15 protein-coding genes and 11 tRNA genes are annotated in these 19,669 nt (G+C 63.3%); 4 read left to right on the top strand and 22 right to left on the bottom strand.

All coding sequences use genetic code 11. The features are described from left to right. Positions 1-1,136 precede the first annotated feature (1,136 nt). Complete coding sequence (locus CKW06_RS04730; RefSeq protein ID WP_100451137.1) at positions 1,137-2,588, bottom strand: site-specific integrase; 1,452 nt, start codon at positions 2,586-2,588, stop codon at positions 1,137-1,139. An 80-nt stretch (positions 2,589-2,668) separates the two neighbouring features. Continuing rightward, positions 2,669-2,759 (bottom strand) — tRNA-Ser (locus tag CKW06_RS04725). Between the two features lie 164 nt (positions 2,760-2,923). Between CKW06_RS04725 and CKW06_RS04720 the strand changes: the two genes are divergently transcribed. Then, positions 2,924-3,628 (top strand): PP2C family protein-serine/threonine phosphatase, encoded by a 705-nt coding sequence (locus CKW06_RS04720; RefSeq protein WP_005408277.1) that lies wholly within the window; start codon positions 2,924-2,926, stop codon positions 3,626-3,628. A 111-nt stretch (positions 3,629-3,739) separates the two neighbouring features. Here CKW06_RS04720 and dnaQ read toward each other — a convergent pair whose 3' ends face one another. The 3 genes from dnaQ to CKW06_RS04705 are packed head-to-tail and all read right to left on the bottom strand — an operon-like array spanning position 3,740 to position 5,592. Beyond that, positions 3,740-4,471, bottom strand: coding sequence for a DNA polymerase III subunit epsilon (gene dnaQ / locus CKW06_RS04715; RefSeq protein ID WP_005408276.1), 732 nt, complete (start codon positions 4,469-4,471; stop codon positions 3,740-3,742). 4 nt (positions 4,472-4,475) lie between these two features. Beyond that, complete coding sequence (gene rnhA / locus CKW06_RS04710) at positions 4,476-4,928, bottom strand: ribonuclease HI (protein ID WP_005408275.1); 453 nt, start codon at positions 4,926-4,928, stop codon at positions 4,476-4,478. Positions 4,929-4,941: 13 nt separating this feature from the next. Further along, entirely contained in the window at positions 4,942-5,592 is a 651-nt protein-coding gene (locus tag CKW06_RS04705) for a class I SAM-dependent methyltransferase (protein WP_024957639.1), read from the bottom strand. A gap of 11 nt (positions 5,593-5,603) precedes the next feature. Here CKW06_RS04705 and gloB point away from each other — a divergent pair, with 11 nt between their 5' ends. After that, positions 5,604-6,368: a hydroxyacylglutathione hydrolase gene (gene gloB / locus CKW06_RS04700; RefSeq protein ID WP_005412427.1), complete on the top strand. Its 765-nt coding sequence runs from the start codon at positions 5,604-5,606 to the stop codon at positions 6,366-6,368. Beyond that, positions 6,365-7,564 carry a lytic transglycosylase domain-containing protein gene (locus tag CKW06_RS04695; protein WP_024957640.1) on the top strand — a complete coding sequence of 400 codons (1,200 nt, stop codon included), beginning with the start codon at positions 6,365-6,367 and terminating at the stop codon, positions 7,562-7,564. Before gloB ends, CKW06_RS04695 begins: the two co-directional genes overlap by 4 nt. A 211-nt stretch (positions 7,565-7,775) precedes the next feature. Here CKW06_RS04695 and CKW06_RS04690 read toward each other — a convergent pair whose 3' ends face one another. From CKW06_RS04690 to CKW06_RS04610, 17 genes are all read right to left on the bottom strand, one after another. After that, on the bottom strand, positions 7,776-9,731 hold the full coding sequence (locus CKW06_RS04690) for a peptidyl-prolyl cis-trans isomerase (protein WP_024957641.1): 1,956 nt from the start codon (positions 9,729-9,731) through the stop codon (positions 7,776-7,778). 146 nt (positions 9,732-9,877) lie between these two features. Continuing rightward, a tRNA-Asp gene (locus CKW06_RS04685) sits at positions 9,878-9,954 on the bottom strand. A gap of 106 nt (positions 9,955-10,060) precedes the next feature. Further along, positions 10,061-10,137: transfer RNA gene (locus CKW06_RS04680), tRNA-Asp, on the bottom strand. An 85-nt stretch (positions 10,138-10,222) separates the two neighbouring features. Next, a tRNA-Asp gene (locus CKW06_RS04675) sits at positions 10,223-10,299 on the bottom strand. A gap of 26 nt (positions 10,300-10,325) precedes the next feature. Next, positions 10,326-10,400: transfer RNA gene (locus CKW06_RS04670), tRNA-Val, on the bottom strand. A gap of 11 nt (positions 10,401-10,411) precedes the next feature. Continuing rightward, on the bottom strand, positions 10,412-10,684 hold the full coding sequence (locus CKW06_RS04665; RefSeq protein WP_005408270.1) for an HU family DNA-binding protein: 273 nt from the start codon (positions 10,682-10,684) through the stop codon (positions 10,412-10,414). A 217-nt stretch (positions 10,685-10,901) separates the two neighbouring features. Then, positions 10,902-13,349, bottom strand: a complete 2,448-nt coding sequence (gene lon, locus CKW06_RS04660; RefSeq protein ID WP_024957642.1) for an endopeptidase La — start codon at positions 13,347-13,349, stop codon at positions 10,902-10,904. Positions 13,350-13,492: 143 nt separating this feature from the next. Next, positions 13,493-14,782 carry an ATP-dependent Clp protease ATP-binding subunit ClpX gene (gene clpX / locus CKW06_RS04655; protein ID WP_004154600.1) on the bottom strand — a complete coding sequence of 430 codons (1,290 nt, stop codon included), beginning with the start codon at positions 14,780-14,782 and terminating at the stop codon, positions 13,493-13,495. Between the two features lie 126 nt (positions 14,783-14,908). Next, positions 14,909-15,535, bottom strand: a complete 627-nt coding sequence (gene clpP, locus CKW06_RS04650; protein WP_024957643.1) for an ATP-dependent Clp endopeptidase proteolytic subunit ClpP — start codon at positions 15,533-15,535, stop codon at positions 14,909-14,911. 77 nt (positions 15,536-15,612) lie between these two features. Continuing rightward, positions 15,613-16,908: a trigger factor gene (tig, locus tag CKW06_RS04645; protein WP_024957644.1), complete on the bottom strand. Its 1,296-nt coding sequence runs from the start codon at positions 16,906-16,908 to the stop codon at positions 15,613-15,615. Between the two features lie 191 nt (positions 16,909-17,099). Continuing rightward, positions 17,100-17,184, bottom strand: a tRNA-Leu gene (locus CKW06_RS04640). A 139-nt stretch (positions 17,185-17,323) separates the two neighbouring features. Then, complete coding sequence (locus CKW06_RS04635; protein WP_038645566.1) at positions 17,324-17,623, bottom strand: hypothetical protein; 300 nt, start codon at positions 17,621-17,623, stop codon at positions 17,324-17,326. Between the two features lie 220 nt (positions 17,624-17,843). Then, a tRNA-Lys gene (locus CKW06_RS04630) sits at positions 17,844-17,919 on the bottom strand. Positions 17,920-18,116: 197 nt separating this feature from the next. Beyond that, positions 18,117-18,192, bottom strand: a tRNA-Lys gene (locus CKW06_RS04625). 79 nt (positions 18,193-18,271) lie between these two features. Beyond that, a tRNA-His gene (locus tag CKW06_RS04620) sits at positions 18,272-18,348 on the bottom strand. Positions 18,349-18,520: 172 nt separating this feature from the next. After that, positions 18,521-18,597 (bottom strand) — tRNA-Arg (locus CKW06_RS04615). 39 nt (positions 18,598-18,636) lie between these two features. Further along, positions 18,637-18,713, bottom strand: a tRNA-Pro gene (locus tag CKW06_RS04610). Between the two features lie 180 nt (positions 18,714-18,893). Here CKW06_RS04610 and CKW06_RS04605 point away from each other — a divergent pair. Next, entirely contained in the window at positions 18,894-19,652 is a 759-nt protein-coding gene (locus tag CKW06_RS04605; protein WP_024956061.1) for a Bax inhibitor-1/YccA family protein, read from the top strand. Positions 19,653-19,669 lie beyond the last annotated feature (17 nt).

The following is a 19,669-nucleotide window of genomic DNA, read 5'->3' as shown; positions in this document are numbered from 1 at the left end:
CTGAACGTATGCACATGTCGCACCTTCGGTGTTGTAACGCCGTGTGTCAGTTTTTCTGAAAAATCACCCCAAGACCATTGCCCCGCAAGGATTTCGGCGTGTACACGCGCGTGTGACGATCTGAGACGAAAAAATGGCTGATAGCCAAGCGCCGCAACGGTTTCATCGTGTGCCCTTCAAACACGGGAAATCACCCATTGAAAAAGGGGCCGTTTCCGGCCCCTTCTTCATACGCATCAATCATCAAGAAATTGAGTTTAATACTTTATCGGCCATTGACTCTTCTATTTCAAGCCCCACGTGTGGGGCAAATTGAGCCGACAAGGTCAAACTAGCATCACTGCGAAATATGTCAATAGCGATTGATTGACAATTAAACAATAAACCCCGCTTGACAATCAAGCGAGGTTTATTATGTTGAATACATGGCCACACGGTTGACAGACCATGTGGCGAGTAAGGCAAAAAGAGACTTTGCGCTACCCAAGCAGTTGCTCCTACCCCTTCAAGGTAGCAACGAACGCAAAAAAATCAAGCCCCTTTCTCGCCCACTTCTCTGCTCAACCGATAGGCCATCGGATATTGAAGAAACGGGGCAAGTAACCACGCCGCAAATATTCGGGACTGTCGCGCAAGGCGGGGATTATTGAACACGGCGCACTGCATAACTAGGTACGAAGGGCTGGACGATTTCCCCCCGACGCACTGGCCCTGACCAGGTTCAAGGCGGAGTTTATTCCGCGTACAGGGCTGGCAACACCGATAAACCGTGTGTTGCTTGTGGGCTACGGCAGGGTGGGTTTGAAATCACATTCCGGGTGTTCACAGACAAGTTCGTTGCCCTTGGGGGAGTTTTCCCTGTGGGAAAACGAATAACATCTGTGAACACCCTCAAGCCAAAGCTAAAAGCAACATTGTGGATAAATCCACCCCTAAGTCTAACGACCTAATACTTTAGAAAAGCTAGGTTTTTCTAGTGGTAAAGCTTTACTGCGCCATGGAAAGCCAATAAATAAAATACAAGCCCGGAGGGGCGTAATGAAATGAAGCCGGTGCGCGCGCACTCAAATGGGATTGTCGGGCTGGTATGGAATTATAAAAACAGGCGAGGACAGAGCCCCGCACGCATCCGCGCTTTAGGCAGGAGCAAACAGAGGCGTCAGCGCCGCCACTTTTACCACACCCAAATTTGCCCAGTCCAGTGCTGGAAAACACTGCGCAGCCAAGACGGTCGGGGACACCTTCTTCCCATAGACCGCCGAATGATCGTCATCAAGGTCACGGCCTCCTTCGTGTCCGACGTAGGCGACACGAAACTCCTTGCCCACCAAGCCATCTTGCATCCGCTGAATGACTGTCTTGCGGAAACTGTGCAGTCCAATACGCCCATCGCCACGAGCGGAGATTTTCAGCGTATCGCTCAGCAGATGACTGAACGCCTTTTGAGGGCCATTGGCCGGGCCGTTCTTGGCGTCGAACGTCAGATTGGGAAACAACTTGCTCTCACCATCATCTTGCAACCTTTCGACCAACTTCCACAGCCCCAGCGCGAGCAAGTCCGGGTGTATTGGGATCGTCCTTTCACTGGCCTCCGTTTTGAGACTCTTATCCGCGCCTTCGGTCGTAATATGGATGCACTTGACCCCATCCACAACCTTGAAGTCGGCCAATTCCAATTGCGCGATTTCATTGGAACGAGCGCCCGTGTACAGCGCGATCATGGCAACCCAACGGGATGACTGTCGGCGCATAGCCTTCAGTGCTGGGAAAGCGAAAATCATTTTTAGTTGGGCGACTTCAAAAGGCTGCCAACCGGTCTTTTTGGACTGGAGTCGCTTTGCTTTCTTGCTGACCTTGATATGGCCTCGGGCAATGTTGTCACCCTTGGGGTAGTAGCCTGCCGCCATGGCCCAGTCAAAGAACAGCGACAGCCAACGCGTCTTTGTTTCAATATAACTATCCGTCAACGGCTTGCCGGTCCGCGCTGCGGGAGTTTGCTTCAGACTGATGACCCATTCCGCGCAATCAGTCTTGGACAGATCGCCCATTGCCACCCGCGCCGGTGAGCGCTTACGCGTGGAGTTCTTCCACGCTACAAAAGCTTTCACGGCCTCCAACTTCTGACCTGGAGTCTTACGGGCCCCACTGGTCAAGGTCTTGGACCATTTTTCGACAGCCATCTCCAATGCGATGCGAGTGGACGCGGACAGCGGCGCACCGCCAACAGAGGCCACCCCTTGCGCGTTCAGCAACCGGACGGTTTCCAAAGCCGCAGCGTTGTCCTGCGCCGAACCGTCCGTTTTGACTGTGTAGCCGTGAGGACCGGCTACTACTTCAAAGTCAGCCTGCCCCTTCTGCGCGCTGCGGAGCAGTTCATCCACGCTCTTTGCCATATCCCCTCCTTGAAGGGCCACAGCATAGCGGGAGGCGAGCACAAGGGCTTGCAGATGCGCCACACGGGCATCACGCGTACCGAGCGAGCGCTTGACCACCTTGAGGCCCAATGGGCCTTGGAAGCGCTTAGGAACCTTCCAGCGGAAGTGATAGACCCCAGTGGGGGATAGAACAAGGTAGTTCGGCAATCGCATGAGAGTGTCCAAGCGAGTGCCCAAGAGCCTAAAAATGAAAACGCCCGCAAGTCATTGACTGGCGGGCGCTTCATCTAATCTGGCGGAGAGGGGGGGATTCGAACCCCCGAGGCGCTATAAACGCCTGCCTGATTTCGAGTCAGGTACATTCAACCACTCTGCCACCTCTCCGGGTGGTCCCCGGCGGACCGGGGACGCGCATCATACGAGGAAGTGAGGCCGACGACAAGCCATTCCGGCCAACGAACTGAAAATTTCCTGGGCACATGCCTTGCCGGATGCCTGCGGCCACCCGATGATGCCTGTCTCCCCGGCAATACCCCGCCCTGCCTACCATGATCGAATTCGGACACCTCACCCACCCCGGCATGCGCCGCGAGCTCAACGAGGACACCTACTACGGTGACAGCGAGCTGGCCCTGTGGCTGGTGGCCGACGGCATGGGCGGGCATGCCTGCGGCGAAGTGGCCAGTGCACTGGCACGCGAAACCATCGTGCGCGAGATCCGCCGCGGCGCACCGCTGGCACAGGCCATCCGCACTGCCGACGAAGAGATCATCCGCGCCTCGCGCCGGCGCAACGACACGTTGCCGATGGGCACCACCGTGGTCGCCGCGCGTGTGCAGGGCAACCGCTATGAAGTGGCCTGGGTCGGCGACAGCCGCGCCTACCTGTGGCGCGACGGCCAGCTGGCGCAGCTCAGCCAGGACCACAGCGTGGTGCAGGAACTGGTCGCACAGGGCAACCTGACCGCCGAGCAGGCCCGCGCGCATCCGCACCGCAACGTGGTCACCCAGGCACTGGGCGTGACCGATCCAGCCCACCTGAACGTGGCCACCACCAGTGGTGAGCTGCGTCCGGGCATGCAGCTGCTGCTGTGCAGTGACGGTCTCACCGAGGAAGTGGATGACCGCGGCATCGCCCGCACCCTGGCATTCGAAGATGCCAGCGCGCAGGAATGCGTGGATACGCTGGTCGCCGCCGCACTCGACGGCGGTGGCCGTGACAACATCAGCGTGATCCTGGTGCGCTGCCATTAACCGGTAGAGCCACGCCATGCGTGGAGGCGGTAGTGCCGGCCGCTGGCCGGCTTACCCGGGGAACCTCGTATCACGACGATGCCGGCCAGCGGCCGGCACTACCTCGATGTATTACGCGCTGGCGGGCTCTTCCACCTTCGGGCCATCCCACAGTGCGTGGCCGGCCTTCTTGCGCAGCCGTTCCAGCCGCGCAGCGTGCGCTTCCAGTTCCGACGGCGTAGCCACCACGCGCGGACGCGGCAGCAGCTTGCTGGTATCGAAAGCCTGCAACGCCGCGCCGGCACCGCCGCCGTCGTCATCGCCCAGGCCGAAGCCGATCTCTTCCTGACCCGAGGTCAGTGCGATATAGACATCGCCCAGGATCTGCGCATCGAGCAGGCCGCCATGCAGCGCACGGTGCGAGTTGTCCACGCCCAGCCGCTTGCACAGCGCATCCAGCGAGTTGCGCTGGCCCGGGAAGCGCTCACGCGCCATCGCCAGGGTATCGATGACCGTGCAGCGGTCGGCGATCTTTCCGTACTGCGGCCCCAGCAGCGACAACTCGTTGTCGAGGAAGCCAAGGTCGAACGCCGCGTTGTGGATGATCAGCTCGGCGCCATCGATGAACGCCAGGAACTCATCGGCGATCTGCGCGAATTCAGGCTTGTCATCGAGGAACTCCAGGGTCAGGCCGGTGACTTCCTGCGCGCCCTGTTCGAACTCGCAGTCCGGCTTGATGTACTGGTGGTAGTTGTTGCCGGTCGGGCGGCGCTTGAACAGCTCCACGCAGCCGATTTCGACGATGCGGTTGCCCTTCTTCCACTCCAGGCCGGTGGTTTCGGTATCGAGGATGATCTGACGCATGGGCTCAGTTTACCGGGCTGGCGTCGCGGATCTGGATCGCCGCGTTGCGGGCCAGGGTATCCACCCGCTCATTGTCCGGGTCGCCGGAGTGGCCCTTCACCCAACGCCAGTCGATCTGGTGCCGCAGCGTGGCCGCGTGCAGGCGCTCCCACAGCTCGCGGTTCTTCACCGGATCACCGCCAGCGGTCTTCCAGTTCTTGCGGATCCAGCCGGGCATCCACTGGGTCAGGCCCTGCCGCACGTACTGCGAGTCGGTGTAGAGCACGATGTTGCACGGCTCGGTCAGCGTCTCCAGCCCGGAAATGGCCGCCATCAGCTCCATCCGGTTGTTGGTGGTATGCGCTTCACCGCCACTGAGCTCGCGCTCGTGGCCCTTGTAGCGCAGCAACGCAGCCCAGCCGCCGGGGCCGGGATTGCCGAGGCAGGATCCGTCGGTATGGATTTCGATGGTTTTCAATACAGCTCCAGAATCAGGTAGCAACGGTGCCGTGCCAGCGCACCGGCAGCGGTTTCGGCCCGGGCAGGGCCAGCGTGCGTTTCTCCGCATGGAACAGGCAGGCCGCGCGCAATGGCGCCCAGCCCCCCGGGCGACGGCTGCCGGCACCGCGCCAGAGCGGGCCGAGGTAGCGCATATCGTCGCACTCCAGGCCATGGCGGCCGAGCAGCAGGCGGATCCGCTGCGGCGTACGCACCACCAGCCCATGCTGCCGCCAGTGCGTGCGGTAGGGGCTGAACGGATTGAGGCTGCTCAGCCACAGATGGCCGCCCGGCATCAATACGCGCTCGCACTCGTCGAGCAGCAGGTCGGCATCGCCGGTGGTGACATGCTGCAGCACGATCGCATTGACGCTCTCGTTGGCCAGGGGCAAGGGCAGCCCGCAGCGGGTATCGCCGTCATAGCCCGGCCCCGCCCCCTGCCGGTACAGGCGCAGGCCGCGCCCACCCAGCTGCGCATCCTCCAGCCAGGCCGCACTCGGCGCGATCCACAGCCAGGGCTGCGCGGGCAGCGCCGACACCTGCGGAAGCAGCAACTGCCGTTCCAGAACGCGCAGTGCCGCCGCCGGCTCACTGTCGAACCACGGGGTCTGGCTCGCTTGACGGGTGCTCTGCAGCGCGGGCATGGTCCAATTCTATGCGACTGACTGCCCTGCCCGCATTTGCGGATAACTACATCTGGACGCTGATCGCCGACGATGGCACTGCCGTGGTCGTCGACCCCGGCGATGCCGCGCCAGTGCTCGCACTGGCCGATCAGGGCCTGCGCGTGGACACGATCCTGCTCACCCACCACCACGACGACCACATCGGTGGCGTGCCCGCACTGCAGGCTCGTTTTCCCGGTGTACGGGTCATCGCGCCGGTCGAAGAGCGCATCCCCACGGCCACCGAACGCGTCGGCGAAGGTGAACGCGTTCAGGCACTGGGCCGGACGTTCCACGTACTATCCGTGCCCGGGCATACCCGCAGCCACATCGCGTTTCACACTGCTGAACATCTTTTCAGCGGAGATTCGTTGTTCAGCCTGGGCTGTGGACGTCTGTTCGAAGGTACGCCGTCCCAGCTGCTGGCATCGATGCGCAAGCTGGGTACCTTGCCCGCGCAACTGCTGCTTTGTTGCGCCCACGAGTACACCGTGTCAAATGCCGTCTTCGCGCGGCATGTCGACCCCGCCAACGCTGCCCTGTGGCAGCGCCAAGAGGAGGCTTTGGCCATGCGCCGCGATGACCGTTCCACCCTGCCGGTAACCCTGGCCAACGAATTCGACTGCAATCCCTTCCTGCGTGTGCACGCGGCGCCGATCCGTGCGTCGGTCTCGGCACACCTGGGCCGTGACGTCGTTGACGACGTCGACGTGATGGCCGGTCTCCGGCACTGGAAAGACGGCTTCCGCGCATGATGCGCCGAAGTCTGCCGCTGGCCCTGGGCCTTGCCCTGGGGCTGGCCGGAACCGCGGGCGCACAGTCGCTGGGCGCCGGCATCAGCCAGAACCTGACCGCTGCCGCGGCCCTGCCGCTGGATCCGTCCGCGCTGCCAGCGGCCTCGGTGCGTAACGGCCAGGAGATCTTCACCAGCTTCCGCGACGGCCTGGCCGAACCCAGCTGCGACGCCGAGGCCACCAGCCCACGCTGGCAGAAGCAGTTCGCCCACGCCCCCTCGCGCCTGGCCAACCAGGATGACGATGCGCTGGTGCTGTTCGGCTACGTGGTCGAAGAGCTGCGCAAGGCCGACCTGCCCACCGAGTTCGCGCTGATTCCCTTCGTGGAAAGCGGCTACCGGCCCAATGCCCGCAATGGCAGCGGCCCGACCGGCCTGTGGCAGTTCATCGCCACCACCGCGCGCAACCATCGCGTGCCGATGACCAACGGCTATGACGGCCGCCTGTCGGCGGTCGATTCGACCCAGGCCGCAGTGCGCTACCTGAAGACCCTGCACGGCATGTTCGGCGGCGACTGGCGCCTGGCCACCATGGCCTACAACGCCGGCGAGTACCGCGTGCTGCAGTCCATGCGCAAGGCTGGCATGAACGCGCAGAACGCCAAGCCTTCAGCGCTGCCCGGCCTGTCGCCGGTCACCCATGCCTACGTCGAGAAGCTGCATGCCCTGGCCTGCGTGCTGGAAGACGTGGAAGACCAGCCTGGCGTGATGGCCTCGCTGGACCGCACCGTGCCGGTGCTGAAGGACCACACCCTGCCTGCGGGCACCAGCGTGCAGCAGTGGGCCGCACAGCGCGCTCTGGACCCTGCCAGGATCGCCCGCCTCAACCCGGCCCTGGCCTCCGGTGGCCGTCCCTCGGGTACCACCCGGGTGCTGGCGCCGGTCTCGGCCGCAAATGCGACGGTAGCGGAGGCAGCGGCCGCGCTGGTCGCCACCACCGCACCGGTGGCGGCCGCTGTACCGACGCCGCAGGTCACCAGAACCGTCGCCGCGATCGCCGACCGTCCGCGCAGCCGCCGCCACACCGTGCGTGATGGCGAGTCGGCCTGGACCATCGCCCGCCGCTACGGCATGCCGGTCAAGGCCCTGCTGTCGCTGAACGGCCTGAGCGGCAGCAGCGTGCTGAAGCCTGGCGCGGTGCTGCGCGTCGAGGATTGACGCACAGGCCAAGCGCCTCCCGTATAGAGCCGAGCCCATGCTCGGCTTTTTCATGCCTGCGCCCAGCGGATGCAGTCGAGCACGGCTCGACCTTACAAAAGGCGGTCGAGCAAGCTCGACCACTACCAGAGGCCAAGCGCGCCACAAACGACGCGAAGACAAAAAAGGCCCGGCATTGCCGGGCCTTCTTCGATCCTGCACGCCGCGAGGCTTACAGGTTCGCTTCGGTGGTCTGGATCACGAACTTCTTGCGCATCGCCTCGACATAGGCCTTGGCCGCAGCCATGCCATCGATCTGGCTCAGCTGGTCCTTCAGCTGCTTCTGCTGCTCGGCGGTCACTTCCTTCACGTCGCCCGGGTTCACCTTGTTCACCGCGAACAGCAACGCATGGCCGTTGACATCGACCTTGCCGTAGCTCGGCTTGCCATCGGCCGGCACCGGCGCGCTGAAGATCGCGCGGTTGATTTCCGGGGTCGGCACCGGCTGGCTGCGCGGCAGGCCGGGCATCGGGCTCAGCTGCAGCTTCTCGCTGGCCGCCAGCGACTGCAGGGTGGCGCCCGCCTTCAGCTTGGCCAGCACGGCATCGGCCGCCTTGTCGCTGGCCTGGCGCTGACGGTCGGCACGGATCGCGGCGATCACCTGCTCGCGCGCCTTGTCCAGCGGCATGGCCTGTTCCGGGGTGTGTGCGGCCACGCGGATGACCACACTGTGGTTGGTCGCGCCGCCCAGCGCGATCGGGTCGCTGGCGGTCCCGTCCTGCACCAGCACGTCGGAGAAGGCGGCACGCAGCACGCCCGGGTCAGCGGCGATGCCACTGGCGGTGGCACGGGTGATCGGGCCCAGCGTCTGCAGCGGCAGGTTCACTTCCTTGGCCGCGGCAGCCAGATCGCTCGGGCTCTTGTTGATGGCGTCGACCAGACGGCCGGCCAGTTCGTTGAAGCCGCGCTCGCCGTCGGCCTTCAGCTGCTCGGCAGCCAGCGTGTCACGCACTTCCTCGAAGGACTTGCCCTGGCCGCCACGGACCGCAGCAACCTTGATGATGTGATAGCCGAACTCGGTCTTGACCGGACCAATCACGTCACCGGCCTTGGCAGCGAACAGCGCATCTTCGAACGGCTTGACCATCGCGCCGCGTTCGACCCAACCCAGGTCACCACCCTGGCCCTTCGAACCCGGGTCTTCCGAGTTGGCCTTGGCCAGTGCAGCGAAGTCGGCGCCGGCGGCCTTGGCTTCGGCGGCAATCTTGTTCGCCTTGGCTTCGGCACCGTCGCCGGTAATCAGGATATGCGAGGCCTGGCGCTGCTCCGGCGTGGTGAACTTCGCCTTCTCGTCTTCATAGCGCTTGCGCAGGGTGGCTTCGTCGGCGGCGGTCGGTGCCGGCAGGTTCGCACCATTGATCTCGACGTACTCGAGCGAAACGCTCTCGGCCTGGCGGAAGTCCTTGCCATGGCTGTCGTACCACTGCTTGATCTGCGAGTCGGTCACCGGCGCGGTATCGGCCGGCACTTCCGGCAGCGCGGCCAGTTCGACATCGCGGGTCTCGCCCAGCAGCTTCAGCAGGCGCTCGGTCTCGGACTGGGTAACGAAGCCCGAGTTCTGCAGGCCCGACGGAATCACCGACTGCTGCAGGCTCTCACGCACCAGTTCCTGGAACTGGGTCGGCGTGCGCGGCGGATTGCCACCGGCAAGCGCCAGGCGGTAGTTGTTCTCGTTGAACTTGCCGTTCGAATCGAGGAAGGCCGGGATGGTGGCGATGTACTCGCGCACCGCGCCATCGCCGATCACGACACCGGCCTGCTCGCCGACCAGGCGCACGACCTGTTCGTCGATCAGCTGATCGAGCACGGCCAGCTTGTTTTCGGTGCTTTCAAACGCGCGCGGGTCGAAATTCTCGCCCTGCTGCTGGCGCTCACGCATGCGCTCCTGCTCGAAGCGGGTGCGGAAATCCTGCGCGCTGATCTCATGATGCTGCCACAGCATGCGCACCGGCCACCACGACGGTGCCGAACGCCACCAGGTCGGCGGCGCGGAAACCTTGGCCACGTTCTGTGCGCCAACGCCACCGAGGTAGCTGTTGTCGATCACGAACAGGAACGGAATCATCAGCAGCCCCAGGATCACGGTGACGATCCAGCCTGAGGTCTTGTCGCGGAGTTTCTGCAGCATGGTGAGGAATCACAAGGCCTGATTGGCGAGCCCGGCAGTGTAACCCGCTTCGTCGCAGGGACCAAAAGCAACACCGGCGTGGCCTGCGCACCGCTTCCGACGGCACAAAGAAAAAGCCCCCGGCTTGCGCCGAGGGCTTTTAGAGTTGGCGGAGCGGACGGGACTCGAACCCGCGACCTCCGGCGTGACAGGCCAGCATTCTAACCAGCTGAACTACCGCTCCGCGCTGAAACTTTGCATGCGCCCAGTATATCCGAAGACTCCCTGGAAACCCAGCCCGGTGAACACTTTTTTCAAAGTTTTTTCACAGGGACTTAAGAATTCTGCAATGGCGGAGCGGACGGGACTCGAACCCGCGACCTCCGGCGTGACAGGCCAGCATTCTAACCAGCTGAACTACCGCTCCGTTCTTGCAAAACCTTTCGCCTTCTTCCCGAACCTTCCGGGGAGAAGACAAGGCCCCCGGCTTCAGGCCGGGGGCCTCGATGTAGTGGCGGAGCGGACGGGACTCGAACCCGCGACCTCCGGCGTGACAGGCCAGCATTCTAACCAGCTGAACTACCGCTCCACACTCAAACTTTTACCGCGGTGCTGTGGTGGGTGCTGAGGGTTTCGAACCCCCGACCCTCTCCGTGTAAAGGAGACGCTCTACCGCTGAGCTAAGCACCCCAGCGAGCCGCTTAGTTTACAGCATCCTTCAGGGCCTTGCCAGCCTTGAACGACGGATTCTTCGAAGCAGCGATCTTGATGGTGTCGCCGGTCTTCGGGTTGCGGCCGGTGCGTGCAGCACGGTCGCGGACCTGGAAGGTACCGAAGCCAACCAGGGTGACCGCATCGCCGTCCTTCAGCGCCTTGGTGATGGCAGCAACGACGGCATCGACAGCGCGGCTGGACTCGGCCTTGGTCAGGTCGGCAGCTTCAGCAACGGCATCGATCAATTCGGTCTTGTTCATTCTCTACAACTCCTTTGGCGGTGGGTTCCGCTTATTCGACAGGGAAGCAACCGCATGCCTTCTGCATGCGGCCACCATGTGGAAACGGTTCGCCGATTCAGTCATCGCTGACAGCGATCACTCATTCGCGAGTGCTGCTTTTATACCAGTGGCCCTACCCCCACGCAAGCTGGAAAGCCAGCAATGACGCGGGTTTCGGGCCATTGGACAGCGCGCGTCAATGCTTGACGCGCGCGCTTCCACTCGGTTTGGCCTTGCTGCGCACCGTGACACGCTGCGCACTCTTGCGCGCCTTCTTCGGTGCCAACGGACGCTCCAGCGCCAGGTCCAGGACCTCTTCGATGTACTTCACCGGGACGATCTTCAGATCGCGGGTGACGTTGGCCGGAATGTCGGCCAGGTCCTTGCGGTTCTCTTCCGGGATGATGACCGTGCGGATGCCGCCACGCAGTGCCGCCAGCAGCTTTTCCTTCAGGCCACCGATGGCGGTGACGCGACCACGCAGGGTGATCTCGCCGGTCATCGCCACATCGGCACGCACCGGCACCTTGGTCAGCATCGACACCAGCGAGGTGACCATTGCCGCACCGGCGCTCGGGCCGTCCTTCGGGGTGGCGCCATCGGGCACGTGCAGGTGCACGTCGTGCTTCTGCAGGAAGTCGCTGTCGATACCAAAGCCGACCGCACGCGAACGCACCACCGACAGCGCCGCTGAAGCCGATTCCTTCATCACGTTGCCGAGCTGGCCGGTCAGGATCAGCTGGCCCTTGCCCGGCACCAGCGTCGATTCGATCTGCAGCAGATCGCCGCCCACCTCGGTCCAGGCCAGGCCGGTGACCAGGCCGATCTCGTTTTCTTCCTCGGCACGGCCGAAGTCGAAGCGACGCACGCCCAGGTACTTGTCCAGGTTCTTGCTGGACACGCTCACCAGCGCCTTCTTCTTCGCGCCCTTCTTCGCCTTCACCGGCTGCGGGCCGGCCAGCGCGATCTCCTTCACCACCTTGCGGCAGATCTTGGCGATCTCGCGTTCCAGGTTGCGCACGCCCGATTCGCGCGTGTAGTAGCGCACGATGTCCTGGATGGCATCGCTGCCGATCTCCAGCTCTTCCGGCTGCAGGCCGTTGGCCTTGACCTGCTTGGGCACCAGGTAGCGGGTGGCGATGTTGAGCTTCTCATCCTCGGTGTAGCCGGGGATGCGGATCACTTCCATGCGGTCCAGCAGCGGGCCGGGAATGTTGAGCGAGTTCGAGGTGGCCACGAACATCACTTCGGACAGGTCCAGGTCCACTTCCAGGTAATGGTCGTTGAACGCGTTGTTCTGCTCCGGATCGAGCACTTCCAGCAGCGCCGAAGACGGATCGCCACGGAAGTCCATCGACATCTTGTCGATCTCGTCGAGCACGAACAGCGGGTTCTTGCTGCCGACCTTGTTGAGGTTCTGCACGATGCGGCCCGGCATCGAACCGACGTAGGTACGGCGGTGGCCACGGATCTCGGCCTCGTCGCGCACGCCGCCCAGCGACATGCGCACGAACTTGCGGTTGGTGGCCTTGGCGATGGACTGGCCCAGCGAAGTCTTGCCCACGCCCGGCGGCCCGACCAGGCACAGGATCGGGCCCTTCATCTGCTTCACGCGCGACTGTACCGCCAGGTATTCAAGGATGCGTTCCTTGACCTTCTCCAGACCGTAGTGATCGGCGTCGAGGGTGTCCTGCGCAGCCTTCAGGTCCTTGCGCACCTTGCTGCGCTTCTTCCACGGCACGCCCAGCAGCCACTCCAGGTAGTTGCGCACCACCGCGGCTTCGGCCGACATCGGCGACATCTGCTTGAGCTTGTTCAGTTCGTTGCGCGCCTTGGCTTCAACGGCCTTCGGCATGCCGGCTTCGGCGATCTTGCGGGCCAGTTCTTCCAGCTCGCCCGGTGCGTCGTCCAGGTCACCCAGTTCCTTCTGGATGGCCTTCATCTGTTCGTTGAGGTAGTACTCGCGCTGGCTCTTCTCCATCTGCGACTTCACGCGGCCGCGGATGCGCTTCTCCATCTGCTGCACGTCGATCTCGCCGTCGACCAGGCCGACCAGCATTTCCAGGCGGTCGCCCACGGCCAGCGTTTCCAGCAGGCGCTGCTTGTCGGCCAGGCGCACGCTGATGTGCGCGGCGATGGTGTCGGCCAGGCGCGCCGGCTCATCAATGCCCGACAACGTCTGCAACAGCTCCGGCGGCAGCTTGCGGTTGGTCTTGACGTACTGCTCGAACAGCGACATCAGCGAGCGGGCGATGGCCTCGACCTCGCGCGCTTCGCGCTCGTCAGTGGCGTCGATCTCCACCGCCTGGCCGTGCAGCGAGCCGTTGCGCTCGTCGACGTGGGTGACCTGCACGCGCGACAGTCCTTCGACCAGCACCTTGATGGTGCCGTCGGGCAGCTTCAGCAGCTGCAGCACCTGCGCCAGCGTACCGACCTGGTAGAGGTCGGCCGCATGCGGGTCGTCGGTTTCGGCCGACTTCTGCGCCAGCAGCAGGATGCGCTTGTCCGCCTCCATTGCCTGTTCGAGCGCGTGCATGGACTTGTCACGGCCGACGAACAGCGGGATGACCATGTGCGGGAACACCACTACGTCGCGCAGCGGCAGGACCGGCAGGTCGAGGGTTTCACTTGGGGAACGGGCCATGGGGGCTCCAGGGAAGGGGGAAAACCGCCTCCGGGAGGGCATCTTCCGGAGACAAAAAAAGCCGATGGCCCCGTTATGGGGCCATCGGCTTTCAGATGCAAGGCATTCCTTGAAAATCCTTTCCAATCAACAACCTGGAAGGATCACTCGGCGCCTGCGGCCTTCTGTTCAGGGGCCGCTGGGGTCTGGTAGATCAGGTACGGCTCTGACTTGTGCTCGATCACCGACTCGTCCACCACCACCTTGCTGACGTTTTCCTGCGACGGCAGGTCGTACATGGTGTCCAGCAGGACCGATTCGACGATGGTACGCAGGCCGCGGGCACCGGTCTTGCGCTTGAGCGCCTTGCGGGCAATGGCCGACAACGCGTCCGGGCGGAACTCCAGCTCGACGTTCTCCATCTCGAACAGCTTCTTGAACTGCTTGGTGATGGCGTTCTTCGGCTCGGTCAGGATCTTGATCAGGGCCGGCTCGTCCAGCTCCTCCAGGGTCGCCACCACCGGCAGGCGGCCGACGAACTCGGGAATCAAGCCGAACTTGATCAGGTCTTCCGGCTCGACTTCGGCCAGCACCTTGCCCACTTCCTGCTTGCGCTCGCTGCTCTTCACCTTGGCGCCGAAGCCGATGCTGCCGACGTCGGTGGAACGGGCCTGGATCACCTTGTCCAGCCCGGCAAAAGCGCCGCCGCAGATGAACAGGATGTTCTTGGTGTCCACCTGCAGGAATTCCTGCTGCGGGTGCTTGCGGCCGCCCTGCGGCGGAACGCTGGCCACGGTGCCTTCGATCAGCTTCAGCAGGGCCTGCTGCACGCCTTCGCCGGACACATCGCGGGTGATCGACGGGTTCTCGCTCTTGCGCGAGATCTTGTCGATTTCATCGATGTAGACGATGCCCTGCTGCGCCTTCTCGACGTCGTAGTCGCACTTCTGCAGCAGCTTCTGGATGATGTTCTCCACGTCCTCGCCCACGTAACCGGCTTCGGTCAGCGTGGTGGCGTCGGCCATGGTGAACGGCACGTTGAGCAGGCGGGCCAGGGTCTCGGCCAGCAGGGTCTTGCCCGAACCGGTCGGGCCGACCAGCAGGATGTTCGACTTCGCCAGTTCGACGTCATCGTTCTTCTGCCGGCTCTCGATGCGCTTGTAGTGGTTGTACACGGCCACGGCCAGGGTGCGCTTGGCGCGGTTCTGGCCGATCACGTACTGGTCGAGCACCTCGAGGATCTCGCGCGGCTTCGGCAGCGAACTGCGCGCCGACTGCGCCTTTTCCTCAAGCTCCTCGCGGATGATGTCGTTGCACAGCTCCACGCATTCATCACAGATGAACACGCTCGGACCCGCAATCAGCTTGCGCACTTCATGCTGGCTCTTGCCGCAGAAAGAGCAGTAGAGGATCTTGCCGGTGTCCGTGGAACGACCTTGGCGGTCTTCGCTCATGCTTCGCTTACCCAGTTACCCCACCCGCTGAACGGGGGTTCGATTCGAGAATAGCACAGGGCCGAGGGGACACCAGTCCCGCCCGACCCTGCAGGAACGAGGCCTCCATGGCCCCGTGAAGGCCGGTCAACCGGCCTGGATCGACTCATCCGGACGACGCTCCAGGACCTGGTCGACCAGACCGTAGGCCTGCGCCTCGAAGGCGCTCTTGAAGTTGTCGCGCTCGGTGTCGCGGGCGATCGTCTCCAGCGACTGGCCGGTGTGCTTGGCCAGCACCTCGTTCAGGCGCGAACGCAGGGTCAGGATCTCACGCGCGTGGATGTCGATGTCGGTGGCCTGGCCCTGGTAGCCACCCAGCGGCTGGTGGATCATCACGCGCGAGTTCGGCAGCGCATAGCGCTTGTCGGCTTCGCCCGCGGCCAGCAGCAGGGCACCCATCGAGGCAGCCTGGCCGATGCAGGTGGTGCTCACATTCGGCTTGATGTACTGCATGGTGTCGTAGATCGCCATGCCGGCGGTGACCACGCCACCCGGCGAGTTGATGTAGATGTTGATGTCCTTTTCCGGGTTTTCCGATTCCAGGAACAGCAACTGCGCCACCACCACGTTGGCCATGTGATCGTCGATCGGGCCCACGAGGAAGATCAGGCGCTCCTTCAACAGGCGCGAATAGATGTCGTAGGCACGCTCGCCGCGGCTGGTCTGCTCGACCACCATCGGAACCAGGTTCAGGGCTTTGGTTCGGTTGTCCATTACGTGAGGTACCTATCTTGGGGGGGCAACAACCCCGCGCCGGCAAAGGCGCGGGGCATCCGGTGATCCGCCCGGGCTTACTGGCGGATCGCGTCCTGGAACGACAGCTTCTCTTCGGTGTGCTGGGCACGCTCGGCGATCCAGTCGATCACCTGCTCTTCCATCACACGGTTCTGCAGGCCAGACATCAGCTGGGGGTCGTTGCGGTACATCTCAATGACCTGCTCCGGCTCTTCGTAGGTCGAAGCGATCAGACGCATCGTTTCGTTCAGGCGCTTGGCTTCCAGGCGCAGGTCGTTGATGCGGGCCACTTCACCGACCAGCAGGCCGACCAGCACGCGCTTGGCGGCCGCTTCCTTGAAGCCTTCGTGGGCATCGGCCGGGATCTCGCCGACGTTCTGGCCGTTGCGGCGGATCTGCTCGACCTGCTGGGCCAGCATGGCACGGGCTTCGTTCTCGACCAGGCGCGGCGGCATTTCCACCGAGGAATAGGCGGCGATCAGCTGCTCGCCCACTTCGCGGCGCAGGCGGTTCATCAGCGCGCCCTTCAGCTCGCGCTCCAGGTTGGCGCGGATGTCGCTGCGGAACTGCTCCACGTCGCCGCCCTTCACGCCAAAGCTCTTGATGAAGGCTTCGTCGACCGCCGGCACGACCGGCTCGGACACTTCGGCGACCTTGACGGTGACCTGCACGGTCTTGCCGGCCAGCACCGGCACGCGCCAGTCAGCCGGGAACTCGACGTCCAGGGTCTTCTCTTCGCCCTTGGCCAGGCCGACCAGGCCCTTTTCAATGGTCTCGAACATCATGCCCTGGCCGAGCACGATCGAACCCTTCTCGGTGCCTTCGGCCGACAGGCGCTCTTCACCGGCCTGCGACCAGGTTTCCACCGCGACCAGGTCACCGTCCTGCGCGCCACGGCTGACCGGGGCCCAGGTACGACGCTGGTTCTGCAGGTTCTCGATCATCTGGTCGATGTCGGCGTCGGTGATCTCGGCGGTGTGGCGCACGACAGTCAGCTTGCTGACGTCGATGTCGCCGAAGTCCGGCACCACTTCCACGGTGGCCACGAAGGAGAATTCACCCTCGTCGCCCTTGTCGATGCGCGGGCTGCCGACGATGCGCAGATCGTGCTCGCGCACGGCCGCGTCGAAGGTTTCGCGCAGCAGGCCGTCCAGCGCCTCGCCACGGACCTGCGCGCCGAAGCGCTGCTCGATCACCTTGGCCGGCACCTTGCCCGGACGGAAACCCTTGATGCGGGTGGTACGGGCGATTTCGCCCAGGCGGCCGACGATGTGGCTCTGCAGACGGTCTTCCGGCAGCGAGAAGCTCAGGCGGCGTTCCAGGTTGCCGGTGGATTCGATCGAAGCTTGCATGTTGACTCCTGCCACCGGTGGCCCACGCCCCCGGCTCGATGATTGGGATGAAACGGTTGTAAGGACACGACGTCTGGGACGCGCCTGCTTGCCGCAGCCCTTTAGTTTCGCCCAATTCGGCCTGCACTGCCAGCGCGTGCCGGTCAAGGGGGGGCAGCGGGGCCCGATCAGGGCGGGGGACAGGCCGGCACTGGTGCGAAAGGGGGGACTCGAACCCCCACGCCTTGCGGCACTGGAACCTAAATCCAGGGCGTCTACCAATTCCGCCACTTTCGCGTGGCCGGCACAGGCGTTCATTGTCGCAGGCGCCGGCTGGAATCGGAAGGCCTGCACAAAACTGAACATGACAGGCGGGCACATCGTCCGCGCCAAAGGCCGTCCCGAAAGTCAGGCGACCGTTCGGGACGGCAGCGACTCAGTGTTTCGCCGCGGCAGGAGGCGCAGATGCGTCAGCGCCCTGCCCAGCCGCATCCACCTTGCGGCTGTCCACGCCACCATCATCGGTGCGACGCAGGTCCACAGCCTCGCTGGCGGCCCCACCCTCCGCCAGCGATGCCGGCTGCGCGACTCCCGCGATCGGGCGCGCCCGAACGGCCCCGGTGCCCGCATCGCGCTCGACCGTCTTCGCCGGGTCACTGCCAGGTGCGCAGGCCACCAGCGCCAGCAACGCGAAAGGAACCCACGCCATCCGGGACAGTCGGTTGATATCGGTCATCAGCTTCTTCCTTCGTACATGCGCCCTCGGCGCGGAAGATCCATTGGGTGCGATGAAAGAGGCAATGCGGTGAGAAGCAGCGCACAGCATTGAGAACACTGATGACGCACATGCCCCTGGTTTCAGCACCGCTTCAGTAGATCCGCGCCATGCGTGGATGAAGCGCAACCCGGCAAACAGGCAAGAAAAAAGCCACTTGGCGAACCAAGTGGCTTTCGTCTGGTGGGCTGTCAAGGATTCGAACCTTGGACCTATTGATTAAGAGTCAACTGCTCTACCAACTGAGCTAACAGCCCGAAATCGGGGCGCGAATTATGACCCGATCCGCTCGGTGGGTGCAAGCACTTTTTTCAACATCGTTAAAACCAGCGCCGCAGTCCCGCTGCCGCTGCAGAACCCCGCCAGGCGGAGCGCTTCAGCGCGTGATCCATGGAAATGACGGGGTCACACTTATAAGAAAAAAGCCACCTGGCGTACCAGGTGGCTTCTGTCTTGGTGGGCCGTCAAGGATTCGAACCTTGGACCTATTGATTAAGAGTCAACTGCTCTACCAACTGAGCTAACGGCCCGTGAAACTCAGACGCACATTGTAACGTGCATTCTGTTTATTGCAATACCGCTCCGGCTGCGCCGATACGGTTGAAACAGTGGGGTGGCTGAGGGGATTCGAACCCCCGACCACCGGAATCACAATCCGGTACTCTAACCAACTGAGCTACAGCCACCACTGAAACTTTCGCTCCATCGCCGATACCACTGACGCCGGAACCTTGAACATTGCCTGGGGACTGTCACCGAAGTTGCGGTCCGCCGAAGCGAGTCCGATATTCTGGTGGAGTCCTTGCGCTTTTGCAAGCACTTCTTCACATCCGCCGATGCGATCCCGGTGCTCGCCAATGGCGCGCCCGACAGGAATCGAACCTGTAACCGCCGGCTTAGAAGGCCGGTGCTCTATCCAGTTGAGCTACGGGCGCCCGAACCGGAACGGTGTCCAATCCGACGTGATGTGGGATTGGTCGGGGTAGAGGGATTCGAACCCCCGACATCCTGCTCCCAAAGCAGGCGCGCTACCAGACTGCGCTATACCCCGGTCTTGCAATCCCCTCGGGCCACGCCCGGGGAGTTGGTCATTGTCGCCAAGCGCATTGGGAACTGTCAACGCAGGATGCGCAGATCCAGTGCCTGCCACAACGCCGAAAGCAGTCATCGGCTATGCTCACGCCCATCGGCCGGATGGCCGTCCTGACCCTCATTCGCACGGAGAACGCGTATGCGCAGCGGCAACCCGGCTCTTTCCGAGTCCACCTTCCTCGACCTCGCCAGTGGCTCGGTGGTGACCAGCCCCGACCAGGCAATGACCCTCAACGGCACCGTCAACAAGACCGGCTTCCTGCTGCTGTTGACCGTGCTGACGGCCGCTTTCGCCTGGAACCAGACCATCGACGACTACGGTCAGGTTTTGCCCGGTGCCAGGCTGTATGCCATGGGCGGCGCCATCGGCGGCCTGGTGCTGGCGCTGATCACCGTCTTCAAGAAGGAATGGTCGCCGGTCACCGCGCCGATGTACGCGCTGGTGGAGGGCCTGTTCCTCGGCGCCATCTCGGCCGTGTTCAACGCCAAGTTCCCGGGCATCGTCTTCCAGGCCGTGCTGCTGACCTTCGGCACTCTGTTCGCGCTGCTGTTCGCGTACCGCAGCGGCCTGATCAAGGCCACCGAGAACTTCAAGATGGGCGTGGTCGCGGCCACCGGCGGCATCGCCCTGCTCTACCTGGCGTCGTTCGTGCTGGGCTTCTTCAACATCGACGTGCCGGTGATCCATGACTCCAGCTGGCTGGGCATCGCCTTCAGCCTGTTCGTGGTGGTCGTGGCCGCGCTGAATCTGGTGCTGGACTTCGACTTCATCGAGACCGGTGTTGCCCAGCGTGCACCGAAGTACATGGAGTGGTATGGCGCATTCGGCCTGATGGTGACCCTGGTCTGGCTGTACATTGAATTCCTGCGCCTGCTGTCGAAGATCCAGCAGCGCTGAGCCGGAACATGCAATAG

Source organism: Stenotrophomonas maltophilia, assembly GCF_900186865.1.
Classification (GTDB): Bacteria; Pseudomonadota; Gammaproteobacteria; order Xanthomonadales; family Xanthomonadaceae; genus Stenotrophomonas; species Stenotrophomonas maltophilia.
Note: the sequence above shows the minus strand (reverse complement) of the source record. Positions and strands in the feature narration are given on the sequence as shown.